The 15,908-nt window shown below is 64.3% G+C and carries 15 protein-coding genes; 6 read left to right on the top strand and 9 right to left on the bottom strand.

Annotation, left to right across the window (positions count from 1 at the left end; genetic code table 11):
* Position 1 precedes the first annotated feature (1 nt).
* Complete coding sequence (locus EJ070_RS23360; protein WP_126093453.1) at positions 2–586, bottom strand: nitroreductase; 585 nt, start codon at positions 584–586, stop codon at positions 2–4.
* A 164-nt stretch (positions 587–750) separates the two neighbouring features.
* Between EJ070_RS23360 and EJ070_RS23355 the strand changes: the two genes are divergently transcribed.
* Positions 751–1,716: a hypothetical protein gene (locus tag EJ070_RS23355; protein ID WP_126093452.1), complete on the top strand. Its 966-nt coding sequence runs from the start codon at positions 751–753 to the stop codon at positions 1,714–1,716.
* A 112-nt stretch (positions 1,717–1,828) separates the two neighbouring features.
* Here the strand turns inward: EJ070_RS23355 and EJ070_RS23350 are convergent, their stop codons facing one another.
* Positions 1,829–2,770 (bottom strand): GNAT family N-acetyltransferase, encoded by a 942-nt coding sequence (locus EJ070_RS23350; RefSeq protein WP_126093451.1) that lies wholly within the window; start codon positions 2,768–2,770, stop codon positions 1,829–1,831.
* Between the two features lie 77 nt (positions 2,771–2,847).
* Entirely contained in the window at positions 2,848–4,821 is a 1,974-nt protein-coding gene (gene thrS / locus EJ070_RS23345; RefSeq protein WP_126093450.1) for a threonine--tRNA ligase, read from the bottom strand.
* A 241-nt stretch (positions 4,822–5,062) separates the two neighbouring features.
* On the opposite strand from thrS, the gene EJ070_RS23340 reads away from it, so the two are divergent.
* The gene (locus EJ070_RS23340) at positions 5,063–5,899 is read left to right on the top strand and encodes an SAM-dependent methyltransferase (RefSeq protein ID WP_126093449.1); all 837 of its coding nucleotides are present in this window, start codon (positions 5,063–5,065) and stop codon (positions 5,897–5,899) included.
* Between the two features lie 6 nt (positions 5,900–5,905).
* Here EJ070_RS23340 and blaOXA read toward each other — a convergent pair whose 3' ends face one another.
* Entirely contained in the window at positions 5,906–6,715 is an 810-nt protein-coding gene (gene blaOXA, locus EJ070_RS23335; RefSeq protein ID WP_126093448.1) for a class D beta-lactamase, read from the bottom strand.
* A gap of 142 nt (positions 6,716–6,857) precedes the next feature.
* Positions 6,858–7,232, bottom strand: coding sequence for a membrane protein insertion efficiency factor YidD (gene yidD / locus EJ070_RS23330; protein WP_189350018.1), 375 nt, complete (start codon positions 7,230–7,232; stop codon positions 6,858–6,860).
* Positions 7,233–7,561: 329 nt separating this feature from the next.
* Here yidD and EJ070_RS23325 point away from each other — a divergent pair, with 329 nt between their 5' ends.
* Entirely contained in the window at positions 7,562–8,467 is a 906-nt protein-coding gene (locus tag EJ070_RS23325; protein WP_126093447.1) for a LysR substrate-binding domain-containing protein, read from the top strand.
* 10 nt (positions 8,468–8,477) lie between these two features.
* Here the strand turns inward: EJ070_RS23325 and EJ070_RS23320 are convergent, their stop codons facing one another.
* Entirely contained in the window at positions 8,478–8,924 is a 447-nt protein-coding gene (locus EJ070_RS23320; protein ID WP_126093446.1) for an iron-sulfur cluster assembly scaffold protein, read from the bottom strand.
* 235 nt (positions 8,925–9,159) lie between these two features.
* On the opposite strand from EJ070_RS23320, the gene folE reads away from it, so the two are divergent.
* From folE to EJ070_RS23305, 3 genes are all read left to right on the top strand, one after another.
* On the top strand, positions 9,160–9,786 hold the full coding sequence (folE, locus tag EJ070_RS23315; RefSeq protein WP_126093445.1) for a GTP cyclohydrolase I FolE: 627 nt from the start codon (positions 9,160–9,162) through the stop codon (positions 9,784–9,786).
* Between the two features lie 83 nt (positions 9,787–9,869).
* Positions 9,870–10,328: a phosphoribosyl-AMP cyclohydrolase gene (gene hisI, locus EJ070_RS23310; protein WP_126095880.1), complete on the top strand. Its 459-nt coding sequence runs from the start codon at positions 9,870–9,872 to the stop codon at positions 10,326–10,328.
* Between the two features lie 85 nt (positions 10,329–10,413).
* Positions 10,414–11,385 carry a patatin family protein gene (locus EJ070_RS23305; RefSeq protein WP_126095879.1) on the top strand — a complete coding sequence of 324 codons (972 nt, stop codon included), beginning with the start codon at positions 10,414–10,416 and terminating at the stop codon, positions 11,383–11,385.
* A 12-nt stretch (positions 11,386–11,397) separates the two neighbouring features.
* Here the strand turns inward: EJ070_RS23305 and recJ are convergent, their stop codons facing one another.
* The 3 genes from recJ to EJ070_RS23290 form a co-directional block, all read right to left on the bottom strand.
* Positions 11,398–13,182 (bottom strand): single-stranded-DNA-specific exonuclease RecJ, encoded by a 1,785-nt coding sequence (recJ, locus tag EJ070_RS23300; protein WP_126093444.1) that lies wholly within the window; start codon positions 13,180–13,182, stop codon positions 11,398–11,400.
* Positions 13,183–13,324: 142 nt separating this feature from the next.
* Positions 13,325–14,308, bottom strand: coding sequence for a class II fructose-bisphosphatase (gene glpX, locus EJ070_RS23295; RefSeq protein ID WP_126093443.1), 984 nt, complete (start codon positions 14,306–14,308; stop codon positions 13,325–13,327).
* A 268-nt stretch (positions 14,309–14,576) separates the two neighbouring features.
* Positions 14,577–15,890 carry a homoserine dehydrogenase gene (locus EJ070_RS23290; RefSeq protein ID WP_126093442.1) on the bottom strand — a complete coding sequence of 438 codons (1,314 nt, stop codon included), beginning with the start codon at positions 15,888–15,890 and terminating at the stop codon, positions 14,577–14,579.
* Between the last annotated feature and the right edge of the window lie 18 nt (positions 15,891–15,908).

The following is a 15,908-nucleotide window of genomic DNA, read 5'->3' as shown; positions in this document are numbered from 1 at the left end:
TTTAGCCGGCCCAGGGTCCGGTGTAGTCGGCATAGAGCTTCGCCGGATCGGGCCGCGGCCGCTCCGGCGCAGGTCCTTGGTATGAGCCGATATGGACGAAGCCGATGACGCGCTCCTGCGGCGACAGCCCGAGGATCGCCCTACCCTCTGCGACGTCGGAATACCAGTTGCTGATCATGTTGGTGCCATAGCCCAGCGCATTGGCCGCGATCATCAGATTCATAGCCGCCATTCCGCCCGACAGGAACATCTCCCATTGCGGGATCTTGGGATTCTCGCGCGGCACCGACACCACGCCGATCACCAGCGGCGCGCGCGAGAAGCGCGCCAGTTCCTGGTTGTGCCGCCCTTCCGGCAGCGGCCCCTCGCGCTGCTCGGCAAGGGCCGCGAGCTTCTTGCCGATCTCGGCCCGCGCCTCGCCGCGGTAGAGGATGAACCGCCAGGGCTCGAGCCGGCCATGATCAGGAACGCGCGAGGCGGCTGCGATCATCGTGGCGATCTCCGCATCGCTCGGCGCCGGCTCCTTGAGGTCGGGAATGGGCGCGGAATTGCGGGTCAGCAGGAAGTCGATGATCGGCGACGCCATGGGCGCAAGTCTCCTAGAAACATCCAATTTTGAGCTGAAGCGCGCCATCGGGAGGCCGGGCGGCTCGGGCGATGACGCATTATGCGCCGGATAAAGAGCCCTGGCGGAACGCGGCAGGCTCTTGAGCCTTGAAATTGCCACCGCCTTGGGCTTCAACGCAAGGCATGTTTGAGGGGACTCTGCGCCTTGTCGTGGTCTGGCTGGTCGCCGCGCTGTTCGCGGTGCCGGTTTCGTTCGCGCTGGCCCAGAACGCCAACGAGGTCGACAAACTCAAACTGCCGGGCATTTCGAGCTATGCGACGCCGAAAAGCGAGAGGTCGCTGGCGCTCGGCAGCGGCGGCGCGATCACCCTTTCGGCGCAGCTGACCGACAAGGGCGCCGACATCACCCGCGGCATCGTCTGGCGCGTGTTCAGGCCGGAGCCCGCCAGCGACGGCAAGCTGCCGATGGTGGCGTCCGCGCATGGCGGCACGGCCGTGTTCCAGCTCGATCCCGGCAGCTACCTCGTCCATGCCTCCTATGGGCGGGCCGGCGCGACCAAACGCATCACCGTCGGCAAGGATGCCAAGCGCGAGAGCCTGGTCCTCGACGCCGGCGGCCTGAAACTTGACGCCGTGACGTCGGGCGGCGCGCATATCCCGCCGAAGAAACTCCGCTTCTCGATCTATGAAGGCCAGGCCGAGGCCAATGGCGACCGCGCGCTGATCGCCCCCGATGTCGAGCCGAACTCGGTGGTGCGGCTGAACGCCGGCACCTACCACGTCGTCTCGACCTATGGCGCGGTCAACGCGGTGATCCGCTCCGACATCCGCGTCGAGGCCGGCAAGCTGACGGAGGCCACCGTCGAGCACCGCGCGGCCGAGATGACGATGAAGCTGGTGCGCGAGCCCGGCGGTGAAGCCATCGCCGACACCTCCTGGTCCCTGCTCAACGAATCCGGCGATCCAATCAAGGAAGCCGTCGGCGCCTTCGCCTCGATGGTGCTGGCCGAAGGCCAATACACCATCATCGCCAAGAACCGCGACCGCATCTACCAGAAGGATTTTACGGTCGTGGCCGGGCAGAACCAGGAGATCGAGGTCGTGGCCAATGAATCGTCCGCCATCGATCCCGAGGAAGGCGCGGATTAACCTGTCGAGTTAAAGCATGTCTCCCGAAAGTGGGAGCCGGTTTCGGGACAAGACATGCGTAAAATCAAAAACCTAAAGCGCACGGAGCGAATCTGAAAGATCGCGACGCGCTTTAGGCGGCCTTGCGCATCCGCTTCGGCAGGAACGGTACGCGTCCCCTCGGCGCAGCCGGCGATGCCAGATCGAAAACGGCGCGATAAAGCCGGTCGAGCAGCGCCTTGCGGTCGCGCAGCGGCTCCAGTTCGTTCCATCCCAGCACATCGCCGATGCGCACCTCGATCGCCTTGCCGGACAGCCGCGCGAACTCGCGGATGAGCAAGGACGTCCGCAGCGTCAGCGACGCCTTGCCGACGAATTTCGCCACGCGGTTGTCGCGCTCGGCCATGTTCATCGGTCCGCTGACCAGGTGGAACAGGCGGCCGTTCTGGCCGGAAAAATGCATCGGGATGACGGAGGCCTTGGCTTCCTGGATGAGCTTGGCCGGGAACATCTTCCACGGCAGGTCGATCGCCCGGCCGAACCCTTTCGGCGCCGTGGCGACGCCGCCGGCCGGGAAGACGACGATGGTGACGCCTTCCTTCAGCAGCCGCACCGCCTCGTGGCGCACGGCCATGTTGTTCTTCAGCGCTTCCTTGGTCTCGGAAAAATCGATCGGCAGCGAATAGGCCTCCATCTCACGGATCCTCAGCAGATCCTTGTGGATCATGACCCGGAACGGTCGGCCGAGTTGCTCGACGAGCGACAGGACGGCAATGCCGTCGCCGATACCGAACGGATGGTTGGCGACGATCACCAGCGGCGTGTCCGGCAAATTCACCGGCGGCCACTGGGTGGCATTGCGCACCCTGACATCGATCAGCTCCAGCATGCGGCTGAACACGCGTTCACCCGTTGGGGCAACCTGGCGGCGCCAGAAATCATAGAGCACGGCGAAGCGGTCGCGTCCCGAGAGCCCTTCGACCGAATGGATGAACCACCGCGTCAGCGCCGGCTGATGCTGGTTGGCATAAGAGAGCTCGGGAAAGGGTCTTTCCCGCAGTTTCGGCTTGAGCATGACGGCTCGTTACAGGTTTGGCGTGACAGGCATGTGAAAATGGCGGTGGACCATGCCACCGCCATTGGAGGAGAGGTTCACGCCGCCCGGCGCTTGCGGTCCGGCGAGACCGCCTCGTCGGTCAGCGACTTCACCGCATCGGCGAGCTTCAGCGATTCCTGGTCGCTGGAGCCGAGCCGGCGGATATTGACGGTCTCCTCTTCCGCCTCGCGCTTGCCGCAGACGAGGATGACCGGCACCTTGGCTAGGCTGTGCTCGCGCACCTTGTAGTTGATTTTCTCGTTGCGCAGGTCGGCCTCGGCCAGCAGGCCGGCCGCCTTCAGCCGCTCGACGACCTTCATTGCATACTCGTCGGCATCGGAGGTGATCGTCGCCACCACCACCTGCAGCGGCGCGAACCACAGCGGGAAATGGCCGGAATAGTTCTCGATCAGGATGCCGAGAAAGCGCTCCATAGAGCCGCACACGGCGCGGTGCACCATGACCGGCTGCTTCTTCTCCGAATCCGAGCCGATATAGAAGGCGCCGAAACGCTCCGGCAGGTTGAAGTCGACCTGCGTGGTGCCGCATTGCCATTCGCGGCCGATGGCGTCCTTCAGCACGTATTCGAACTTCGGGCCGTAGAAAGCGCCCTCGCCCGGGTTGATCGAGATCTTGATGCGATTGCCGGAGCGCGTGCGGATCGTCTCCAGCACATTGCTCATGATCGCCTCGGCATGCTCCCAGGCCTCGTCGGTGCCGACGCGCTTGTCCGGCCGCGTCGACAGCTTCACGGCGACCTCGTCGAAGCCGAAATCGGCATAGGTCGACAGGATCAGGTCGTTGATGCGCAGGCATTCCGCGGCGAGCTGCTCCTCGGTGCAGAAGACATGCGCGTCGTCCTGCGTGAAGCCGCGCACGCGCATCAGCCCGTGCAGCGCGCCCGACGGCTCATAGCGATGCACGTTGCCGAACTCGGCAAGCTTTACGGGCAGTTCGCGGTAAGACTTCAATCCATGCTTGAAGATCTGCACATGGCCGGGACAGTTCATAGGCTTCAGCGCGAAGATGCGTTCGTCGTCGGTATCGTCGCCGGCAACCGTCACCTTGAACATCGCGTCGCGATACCAGCCCCAGTGCCCGGAGGTTTCCCAAAGGCTCTTGTCCAGCACCTGCGGCGCGTTGACTTCCTGGTAGCCGTGCTCGTCGAGGCGGCGGCGCATGTAGTTGACCAAGTTCTGGAACATCTTCCAGCCCTTGGCGTGCCAGAAGACGACGCCGGGGCCCTCCTCCTGGAAATGGAAAAGGTCCATCTCGCGGCCAAGCTTGCGGTGGTCACGCTTTTCGGCTTCTTCCAGCAGCGTCTGGTATGCCTCGAGCTGCGCCTGGTCGGCAAAGGCGGTGCCATAGATGCGCGTCAGCATCGGGTTGTTGCTGTCGCCACGCCAGTAGGCGCCTGCCACCTTCATCAGCTTGAAGGCGTTGCCGACCTGCCCGGTCGAAGCCATGTGCGGCCCACGGCAAAGGTCGAACCAGTCGCCCTGCGCGTAGATCTTGATGTCCTGGTCTTCGGGAATGGCGTCGACCAGTTCGACCTTGTAGCGCTCGCCCCTTTCGGCAAAGACCTTCTTCGCCTTCTCGCGCGACCAGACCTCCTTGGTGAACGGCTTGTTGCGGGCGATGATCTCGCGCATCTTCTTTTCGATGGCCGGGAAATCCTCCGGCGTGAACGGCTCGTTCCTGGCGAAGTCGTAATAGAACCCGTTCTCGATCACCGGCCCGATGGTCACCTGCGTTCCCGGCCAAAGCTCCTGCACGGCCTCAGCCAGCACATGTGCCGCGTCGTGGCGAATGAGTTCCAGCGCGCGCGGGTCGTCGCGGGTAATGATCTCGACCTTGCCGGATTTGCCGAGCGGGTCGGAAAGGTCGCGCACGGTGCCGTCGATCGCATAGGCCACGGCCTTCTTGGCCAGCGACTTTGAGATCGATTCGGCAAGGCCGGCGCCGGTCATCGCCGCGTCGTAGTCGCGGACCGAGCCATCGGGAAATGTCAGGGAAACGGAATTCAGCATCAGAGGTCTCCTATCCAGTCCCGCAAACGAGCGCGGGTGGTGAAAATGCATGTCGCAGGAATGTGCTGGAGCATGCAGAGGGTTAGCCGGAAGCGTCAATCACATGGACGATGGCCGGCGGGCGCGGTTTTAGAGGCAGTGTCGCGTCAGGTAAAGAGCCCCGTCAGGAAATGTCACCAGCGATATCGCAGCTTGGTCGCGAAGACTTGCGAACGGTCCGGGGACGGATTTGGATGACCGGATGGAAGACGCCACACCCAGTCGAACCGCCCTTCGCGTCGCGCGCTTGCGGGCAGTGCATCAACTTTCACCGCAGGCAGGACTGTTTCGCGACCGCTACGCCATAACAATTCTGGGTGACGGCGCCCCGGCGGCAGAGGAGCTCGAGCAGGAAGACGAGCACAGCCGCCGCATGCGCCTGTTCGTGGCGGCGCGCGCCCGCCTCGCCGAGGATTGGCTGGCGGCGTCCGTGCGGCGCGGTATTCGCCAGCTCGTGGTGCTCGGTGCCGGTCTCGACACCTTTTCGCTGCGCAACCCGCACCCCGATCTCGCGGTCTTCGAGGTCGACCACCCGGCAACGCAAGCCTGGAAACGTCGGCTTATCGCCGATGCCGGCCTCGCAGAGCCGCTGGGCGCCAAATTTGTGCCGGTCAATTTCGAGCGCCAGCTTCTGTCGGAGGAACTGTCGTCCGCCGGCCTGAGGCCGGCTGAGCCGAGTTTCTTCATGTGGCTTGGAGTGGTGCCCTATCTTACTCGGAAAGCGATCTTTGGCACGCTGTCCTACATTGCCGGCATCCCCGGCTGCGAGGTCGTGTTCGACTACAGCGAACCGGCTGAGAACCGCGATGCGGCCGGACAGGCCGCACTTGCCTTCCATGCCGGGCGCGTCGCATCCGTCGGCGAGCCCTGGATCAGCTTCTTCGATCCCGGCGCGCTGGCGAAATCCCTCAATGATCTCGGCTTCGACGAAATCGAAGATCTCAAAAGCGGCGCAATCGCCGCCCGTTTTTCGCGAGCCCCAAACGGCGCGACGAGCAATTCCGGCGGGCACATTCTTCGCGCCCGCCGAAGCGTCTGAAATCGGTCACTTCACCAGCCGCGGCAGGTCCTTCAGGAAAGCCGCCCGCGTCGCGGGACCCTTCGGCATGTCGCCGCGCCTGGCGTCGACAACCAGCCGGGCGAACACGATGCGGCGGCCGTCCTTCTCGGCCCAGCCGACGAACCAGCCGACCGACCGCTTGTTCTTATCGAGCGCCGTGCTGCCGGTCTTGCCTTGCACCGTCCAGTCGCCGGCCTTGAAGCTCGGGATAATCGCTTTTGTCATCTCATGCGCCTTCTCCGACACCGGCATTTTGCCGGCCAGCAGCCGGCGCAGGAAAGCGGCCTGCTCGACGGGCGAGATTTCGAGCGAGGAATCCACCCAGGAATTGGTCAGGCCGTCATCCTTGCCGGCGGTTCCGGAGACATCGGCATTGCCGTAACCGAATTTCGACACATAGCCGGCGAAACCTTTCGCCCCCAGCCGGCGCGTGATCTCGCGCGAATACCAGATGATGGAATCGCGTTCCCAGATCGTCGGATCTACCGTCTTGCGGTCGCGCTTCACCGCGTTGAACTCGGGCTTGTAGTCCCAGCTCGGCGTGTGCTGGTCGCTCAGGATGCCGGCATCGTAGCCGATCAGCGCCAAGGGCACCTTGAAGGTGGAAGCCGGGCTGACGCGCCGGTCGCAGACGCCGTCCTGGTAAAGCGTCGCGCCGCTTTCCGCATCCTGGATCAGCGTGCAGTGGATGTCTGCAAGGGGCGCCGATTGCGCCCGCATCGGCAGGCCGAGCATCCAGGCCAGAAGGAACAGAATAACGGCAATAAAGAACGGATAGCGGTCCATCTGGCGCATCGAAGCTCACTCCTGAAAGGGATTACGGGAGAGCGGCTTAGCGAGGCGTCTTGTCTCGATTTTGTCTCAAATTCGCAGTGTTTGTGCAGCTTGTCGTTAACCCTACCGGACCGTAAACGCAGCCTGCGAAACGTCGATGCGATCAGCCATCGGCTTGCCCGCGTTTCCTGCCGATCTGCCAGTAGCGCCACGGCATGAACCAGACATAACGCTCAGCAAGCGTCTCCGGAACGCGGTCGATGCCATGCGTTCCGAACGGCCCGCAGCGCGAGACCCGGAACAGCGCCATCCAGCCGCCGGCCCACAAGCCGTGGCGCGCGATCGCCTCATGCGCGTATTCGGAACAGGTCGGCAGATGCCGGCAGTTGTTGCCGACAAAGCCGGAGAGCGTCAGTTGGTAGAGGCGCACGAGCGACGTGCCGAGGACGCGGCCCGGCGTCTTGCGCCAGGGTCCCGGCCAGTTGCGCCCGCGCTGGGTAGGCCGGGCGCTGTGCATATGCCCATGGTGGTCAGCCAACCACTAGCTCCGCAGCGCGTTTCGCTGCGCGATAGATGTGGGCTTCAGACCCGGAACGCAATGCCCTTTTGCTCTCATGGCCTGGATCGGCGGATGGGATGCCTGTCAGTCCACGGTGCGTGGTGCAAGGAAGCCTCTGGATGGTCACGGCAACAGCGGCTGCGCGCGGCTTCGCCATGCCACTGAAAGGTGGCGATCCGTATGACGTCGCTCAAAATGGCCAGCAACTGGTTCATGGCAGGTCTCCTTCGAGCACCGATTAGACTGCCGCTGGCCTTCGCCTTCAAACGAGTATAGTTTCCGCTTCGGATAACTTGAGGTTATGCAAAATGAAGCGGGGCCGGTTGCCGCTGACGGCGCTGAGGAGTTTCGAAATGGCCGGCCGGCACTTGAGCTTCAGCCGCGCGGCGGAGGAACTTTACGTTTCGCAGGCCGCAATCAGCCGGCAGATCCGCGAGCTCGAGACCTTCCTGCGCCAGCCCCTATTTCTCCGCCTCCATCGCCGCGTCAAGCTGACGGATGCTGGTCGCCGGCTCCTCGACCAGTTGGTCAGGAGCTTCGATGACATCGACCGCGTGCTTTCGGATCTGGCAACCTCGCCGCCGCAGTCGGTGGTGCGCGTCAGCGTCGAACCCTCGCTTGCAGCGGTATGGCTGGTGCCGCGGCTCAACGGCTTTCGCCAGTTGCGGCCCGATATCGACGTTTACCTGGAGGTCGATCCGAGGTTGATCGAGTTCCGCAGCGATCAGCCCGAGCTTGCCTTGCGCTTCAGCCAGCGCGCGACCTCATGGCCGCGCAGCGATGCCGAGCGTCTGGCTTCGACCGTCGATTCACCGGTCCTGTCGCCGGCGCTGCTGGCGTCCGGCCCTCCCCTGGAGAGGCCGATCGACCTTCGTCATTACACGCTGCTGCACGAGGAAAACCGCCAGAGCTGGGCGCGCTGGTTCGAGGCGGCCGGCGTGCCGGCCGATGCCGTGCCCGCGCGCGGCCCGATGCTCGCCGACGCTTCGCTTTCGAAGCAGGCGGCATTGCTCGGCCACGGCGTGGCACTGGGCGATCTCTTGCAGATCGGCGACGAGCTTGCCTCCGGCGCGCTGGTCAAGCCCTTTGACATCGACGTCGCGTCCGGTGCCTACTGGCTGGTGGCGAGAAATTTGCGGGATCTTTCCGAGCCGGCCAGGGCTTTCGCCGACTGGATACGAAGCGAATTCGCCGTGACAAGGCGAGCGGCCTAGCACCCTGTCCTCAAGCCGCCTGTCCGGCGCGCTTCTTCTCAATCTGGCCGATCGCGTCGACCACGGCGTCGAAGGTCAGCATGGTCGAGGCGTGGCGCGCCTTGTAGTCGCGCACCGGCTCCAGATATTTCAAGTCGGCAAAGCGGCCCTCCGGCGGGGCGCCGTTCTCCTTCAGCATCTTCAGCATGGTCTCGCGCACCGCGCGCAGCTCATCCGCGTTGGCGCCGATCACATTCCGGGCCATGATCGAGGAGGAAGCCTGGCCGAGCGCGCAGGCCTTCACGTCATGGGCGAAATCGGTCACCACATCGCCATCCATTTTCAAGTCGACGGTGACGGTCGAGCCGCACAATTTGGAATGCGCCCTGGCGGTCGCATCGGGGTGATCGAGACGGCCGATCCGGGCGATGTTTCCAGCGAAGCCCAGAATTTTCGCATTGTAGACGTCGTCGATCATATTTTTCCAATCCGTCGCCGCCGAGCGAACAGCGTTTGCCGCTGTTGTGTCTTCCTTTCGCTCAGCACGACCATATATAATGGTCGCAGCCGGGCATCGACAAGGCAACCTCAAGCTATTGTCATTGCTCATCTGTTCACGCCGCTTGCGGGCTGGAAACCGGGCGAGTTTCACCCGAAGGTCGTGGTCCGTTCAACTCGTCCCACCTTTGAGTGGGACTACGGGAGACGCCTTTATGGATGCCGTCATCAAGAAACTCATGCCCCCTTCCTCCTACATGGAAAAGCCGGTTACCGACCGGCCGAGCGAGGCCGAGGTCGAGGCCGCCGTGCGCACGCTTTTGCGCTGGACCGGCGACAACCCCGATCGCGAGGGCTTGGTCGACACGCCGAAGCGTGTCACCAAGGCTTTCCGCGAAATGTTCAACGGCTACGACATGTGCCCGGCCGAGGAGCTTGGCCGCACTTTCGAGGAAGTGGCCGGCTATGACGATCTCGTCATCGTCAGGGACATCAAGTTCCACTCCCATTGCGAGCACCATATGGTGCCGATCATCGGCAAGGCGCATGTCGGTTACCTGCCGGACGGCAAGGTCGTCGGCCTGTCCAAGATCGCGCGCGTCGTCGACATCTTCGCCCATCGCCTGCAGACGCAGGAAGCGATGACCGCGCAGATAGCGGGCGTCATCCAGGACGTGCTCAACCCGCGCGGCGTCGCCGTGATGATCGAGGCCGAGCATATGTGCATGGCCATGCGCGGCATCCGCAAGCAGGATTCGACCACGCTCACCTCGACCTTCACCGGCGTCTTCAAGGACACGCCCGAGGAACAGGTGCGCTTCGTCACCATGGTGCGTGGCTGATCGCCGGCTTTCAGACCATGGTCCCGAAAAGTGGGACCCGGTTTTCGGATAAGATCATGGTCAAGCAAAAAGACGAACCGGCAATGTCGTCACTGCAATTTCCCGAAGCTCCAGCAGACAAGAAGGCGCTGGAGGAAGGCGCCGTCCTTTCTCCGCGCTTCGATGCCGCCGGCCTCGTGACCGTTGTCGTCACCGACGCCGGCGACGGCATGCTTTTGATGGTCGCGCACATGAATGCGGAGGCGCTGGCGCTGACGCTGGAAACCGGCATCGCGCACTACTGGTCGCGTTCGCGCAACGCGCTATGGAAGAAGGGCGAGACCTCGGGCAATTTCCAGCGCGTCGTCGAGATGCGCACGGATTGTGACCAGGACGCGATATGGTTGAGCGTCAAAGTATTGGGCCACGACGCAACTTGTCATACCGGCAGACGTTCCTGCTTTTATCGGACGGTGGGGCTCAGCGACGGCAAGGCGACGCTTGCCGACGATGGCAGCAAGCCGCTGTTCGATGCGCAAGAGACGTATCGGAAGCCGGTGTGAACCATTCAATATTCACAAATCCCTTATATTCACTATTCTCAAACATCCTTGTGGTAGAAGGGATACGGGACAAGGGGAGATCATGATGCTCGAATGGGCGTCATTGCGCAGCAGACCTGACGTTCAGGAGGCCAACGGCCCTGCATCGTCCGGCGGCGTGCCCGAACCGAAGTCGGCGAAGAAGATGGGCATCTCGCTGGCGCTCGGCGGCGGCTGCGCCCGTGGCTGGGCCCACATCGGCGTGCTGCGCGCGCTGGACGAAGCCGGCATCGAAGTGTCGATGATCGCAGGCACCTCGATCGGCGCGCTCGTTGGCGGCTGCTATCTTGCCGGCAAATTGGACGAGCTGGAGGAATTCGCCAGGAGCCTGACCAAGCGGCGCATCTTCGGGCTTCTCGATCTCAATTTCCGCGGCAGCGGCCTGTTCGGCGGCATGAAGCTCGATGCGCGTCTGCGTGAGCACGTGGACGGTATCCGTTTCGAGGATTTGATGAAGCCGTTCGTCGCCGTCGCCTCGGAAGTCCGCACCGGTCATGAGATCTGGCTGTCGAACGGCTCGCTGATCACCGCCATGCGCGCGTCCTACGCGCTGCCCGGCGTCTTCGAACCCGTGAACTGCAATGGCCGCGTGCTGGTCGACGGCGCCCTGGTCAACCCGGTGCCGGTCTCGGTCTGCCGCGCCTACGAGCAGCCGCTCGTCGTCGCCGTCAACCTGCATTACGACCTGTTCGGCCGCGCCGCGGTGATCAAGCACAGCGCCGGCGAACTGGTCGTCGAGAAGGACGCGCCGAGCCCCGGTCAGGCCAATCCTCAGCATCATCCACACCAGACCCGGCTCGGCGTCACCGGCGTCATGGTCGAAGCCTTCAACATCATCCAGGACCGGATTTCGCGCGCCAGGCTTGCCGGCGATCCGCCCGACATGTCGCTGCAGCCGAAGCTCAGCCATATCGGCCTGACCGAGTTCCACCGCGCCGACGAGGCGATCCGCCTCGGCTATCAGGCGACGATGTCTCAGATCAGCGAATTGACGCGGCTGCAGACGGTCCTGGCCTGATTTTTCCCCGCCTTATGCGAGCGCCGCATCCATGATGCGGAATTGCACCGTGCGATTGCCGTTCCAATGGTTCGCCGAGAGCGAACCGGCGACATGCACGGTCTTGCCTCTGTTCTTGAACAGAAATTCGCCGAGCGCGGTGTCGACGGCGCGGAATGCGATCGCCTGGATGTTGCCGCCGCTTTGCGACTGCAGGTCGGCGCGGATGTGATTGGTGCCGATCGGCCGCGCATCGGCAAGCCTGTGACGCGGCAGCACGAATACCGGCGCGATATGCCCGGCACCGAACGGGCCGGCTTTTTCCAGCGCATCGAGAAGCGAAAGCGTCGCGCCCTCGGCGGCTAAGGCTCCGTCGATCGCCAGGCTTTCCTCGCTCTGCAGCCGGAACACGTCCGCCGCCGCGCGCTCCTCGAAGAAGGCTCTGAGCGCGCCGAGCTTGGCGCGCTCGACGGTGATGCCGGCCGCCATGCCGTGGCCGCCACCCTTGACGATCAGCCCGGCATCGGCCGCCTCGCGCACCAGCCGGCCGAGATCGAAACCGGATACCGAGCGTCCCGAGCCTGTGCCGATGCCATTGGCATTGAAGGCAATAGCGAAGGCGGGACGGCGCGCATGCTCCTTGAGGCGGGAGGCAAGCAGCCCGACGATGCCGGGATGCCAGCTGTTGCTGGCGGTGACGACGATGGCCGGGCCGTTGCCGCCGGCGAGTTCGGCATCGGCCTCGGCGCGCGCCTGCGCCAGCATCTCCATCTCCATCTGCTGCCGTTCCTGGTTGAGCCGGTCGAGCGTCTCGGCAATGCTCGCGGCTTCCACCGGATCGTCGGTGGCGAGCAGCCGGCTGCCGAGCGCGGCATCGCCGATGCGCCCGCCGGCATTGATGCGCGGCCCGATCAGATAGGCGAGATGGAAAGTGTTGATCGGCTCGCCGATGCGCGAGACCCGCGCCAGCGCCGCCAATCCCTCATTCTTCTGCTGGCGCGCGACCTGCAGCCCCTTGACCACGAACGCGCGATTGACCCCGGTGAGCGGCACCACATCGCAGACCGTCGCCAGCGCGACGAGGTCGAGCAGGGAAAGCAGATCGACAGGGTCGGCGTTCGGCAGCCTCTCGCGCAGCAACTTCGCCGTCTGCACCAGGCATAGGAAGACCACACCGGCCGCGCAGAGATGCCCCTGCCCCGAGAGGTCGTCCTCCCGGTTCGGATTGACCACCGCGTCCGCCGCCGGCAGCGCGCCGCCGACCTGATGGTGGTCGAGCACCACCACATCAGCGCCGGCTTGCTTTGCCGCCTCGATCGAGGCGGCGCTGTTGGTACCGCAGTCGACGGTGACGATCAGCTTCGCGCCGCGCGAGATCAGCTCGCGCATGGCTTCCGGATTGGGGCCATAGCCTTCAAAGATGCGGTCGGGAATGTAGATTTCGGACGGCACCGAGAAATGCGTGAGGAAGCGCTTCAGCAGCGCCGACGACGCTGCGCCGTCGACATCGTAATCGCCGAAGATCGCCACCTTCTCGCCGGCCACGATCGCATCCGCCAGCCGCGCCGCCGCCTTCTCCATGTCGGTCAGCGAGGCAGGGTTCGGCAAAAGCTCGCGGATGGTCGGATCGAGGAAACGCTCGGTCTGCTCGGCCGTCACGCCCCGCCCCGCGAGCACCCTGGCGACGATGTCGGGCACGCCGTGGCCTTGCGCGATGGCCAAAGCCACCATGTCCTGCCGCTCGGTCAGCCGGTGCCCCCAGGAGACACCGGTCGCCGACTGCCTGACATCGAGGAAGAACCGTCTTTCGCCCGTCATGCGGCGCGCCGCCTGCACATCATCCTCTGGCAGATATCAATATGCGGCGGCCGTAGCAATTCCGGGAAAGCGAGCGGCTAAAGGAAACTGTGGAACGGCTTTCCGTCCGCAATTGCGTCGAAAGAATTCAAGCAAGGCGAAATCAAAACTTGTCCAGATCCTGATGGCGCGCCTTGATCTCGCGCACGGTGCGTGAGGACGAGCGCAGCACGATGGTATGGGTGGTGATGAAGGTACGGCCGAACTTCACGCCGTCGAGCATATTGCCGTCGGTGACGCCGGTTGCCGCAAACAGCACGTCGCCGCGCGCCATGTCCTGGGCGCGATAGACCCGCTTCGGATCCGAAATGCCCATCTTTGCGGCCCGCGCCACCTTTTCCGGCGTGTCGAGGATCAGCCGGCCAAGCATCTGCCCGCCGGTGCAGCGCAGCGCTGCCGCTGCAAGCACCCCTTCCGGCGCGCCGCCGGTGCCGAGATAGATGTCGATGCCGGTCTCTTCCGGATCGGTGGTGTGGATGACGCCGGCGACATCGCCATCGCCGATCAGCCGGATCGCCGCGCCCGTGGCGCGCACGGCGTCGATCAGGCTGGCATGACGCGGCCGGTCGAGGATGCAGGCGGTGATATCGGTCACCGCGACGCCCTTGGCCTTGGCCAGATTGGCGATGTTTTCGGCCGGTGAGGCGTCGATGTCGATGGTTCCCTCGGCATAGCCCGGACCGATCGCGATCTTGTCCATGTAGACGTCGGGCGCGAACAGCAGGCTGCCTTTTTCCGCGATGGCGATGACGGCCAGCGCGTTGGGCAGGTTCTTGGCGCAGATGGTCGTGCCTTCGAGCGGGTCGAGCGCTATGTCGACTGCTGGACCTTTGCCGGTGCCGACCTCCTCGCCGATATAAAGCATCGGCGCCTCGTCGCGCTCGCCTTCCCCGATGACAACCGTGCCCTTGATGGCCAGACGGTTGAGCTCCTGGCGCATGGCGTCGACCGCGACCTGGTCGGCGGCCTTCTCGTCGCCGCGACCGCGCAGCCTTGCGGCGGCGACCGCGGCTCGCTCGGTGACGCGCACGACTTCCATGGTAAGGATCCGGTCGAGGCCGGCAACGATGTTCTGGGCCATGTTCATGGATGGGCATTCCTCGTTGACGAACGCGGTTCAGTTCTGAACCGCTCTACTCTTTGCTTCGAGCAATCCCGGACGCAAAACCGCAGCGCACTTTTCCCGGAATTGCTCCACCTCCCGCCAGAGGCGCGCTTCTTCTGGCAAAGCTCCATGACAACGGCAAGACTTGCCATGTCAATTTTTGAAATTGCAGCAATATCAATCGATTGAAGGCGGAACGTGACCTAAAGCACGCCTCCCGCAAGTGGCGAGATCGCGACGCGCTTTGGGGTTATTCCGCCCGCTCGATGCGGATCACCTGCGGCTTGTCGGTGAGATGGCCGTCCTTGGTGACGCCCTCGACCGCCTTGCGCACCGCTGCTTCCGTCGTCTCGTGGGTGACGAGGATCACCGTCTTTTGCGCTTCGGTTTCCGGCCCGGCCGCCTGCTGGACGATCGATTCCAGCGAAATGTCGTTGTCGGCCATGCGCTTGGCGATTGCCGCGAAGACGCCGATGCGGTCATGCACGGTGAGCCGGATGAAATAGCCGCCGGCGTGGCTTCGCATCTGCGCCTTCCTGTATGGCTTCAGCTCCTTCGCCGGCCAGCCGAAGACCGGCCCGTGCTGGAAGCCCGGCCGGCTCTTGGCGATGTCGGCGATATCGCCGACCACCGCCGAGGCGGTGGCGTTGCCGCCGGCGCCGGGACCGGAGAGCAAAAGCTCGCCCAGAATGTCGGTCTCGATCGCCACCGCGTTGGTGACGCCGTGCACCTGCGCGATGACGGAGGCCGTCGGCACCATGGTCGGGTGCACGCGTTGCTCGATGCCGCTTTCGGTTCGCTGCGCGACGCCGAGCAGCTTGATGCGGTAGCCGAGATCGGCGGCCGCGCGGATATCGGCCTGGGTGATGTTGGAGATGCCTTCCATATAGATGTCGTTGGCGGCGATCCTGGTGCCGAAGGCAAGGCTGGTCAGGATCGACAGCTTGTGCGCCGTGTCGTGGCCCTCGATGTCGAAGGTCGGATCGGCCTCGGCATAGCCGAGCCGCTGCGCGTCCTTGAGGCAGGCGTCGAAGGAGATGCCTTCGGCCTCCATGCGGGTCAGGATGTAGTTGCAGGTGCCGTTGAGGATGCCGAAGACGCGGGTGACCTGATTGCCGGCCAGCGCCTCGCGCATCGTCTTGATGACCGGGATGCCGCCGGCCACCGCCGCCTCGTAGTTGAGCAGCACGCCCTTCTTCTCGGCGATCTCGGCGAGCTGCACGCCATGCTTGGCCAAAAGCGCCTTGTTCGCGGTGACGACATGGCGGCCGGCCTCGAGCGCCGCCTTGACCGAGGCCCGCGCAGGCCCTTCGTCGCCGCCGATCAGCTCGACAAAGACATCGATATCGGCCTTTTCGGCCATCTCCACCGCATCGTCGAACCACTTGGCGGTGGAGAGATCGACACCACGGTCGCGCTTCGGGTCGCGCGCCGAGACGGCTGTGACGACGATGTCGCGACCGCACTGGCGGGTGAGCTCGGCCGCCTTTTCGTCGAGCACGCGCGCCACCGAGGCGCCCACCGTGCCGAGGCCGGCAATTCCAACACGCAACGCTTCAGCCATGTCCGGCGACGCCCCTCA

Origin of the sequence: Mesorhizobium sp. M1E.F.Ca.ET.045.02.1.1 (assembly GCF_003952485.1) — a bacterium.
Lineage (GTDB): Bacteria > Pseudomonadota > Alphaproteobacteria > Rhizobiales > Rhizobiaceae > Mesorhizobium.
The sequence above is the reverse complement of the archived record's forward strand: the minus strand, read 5'-3'. Positions and strand labels throughout refer to the sequence as shown.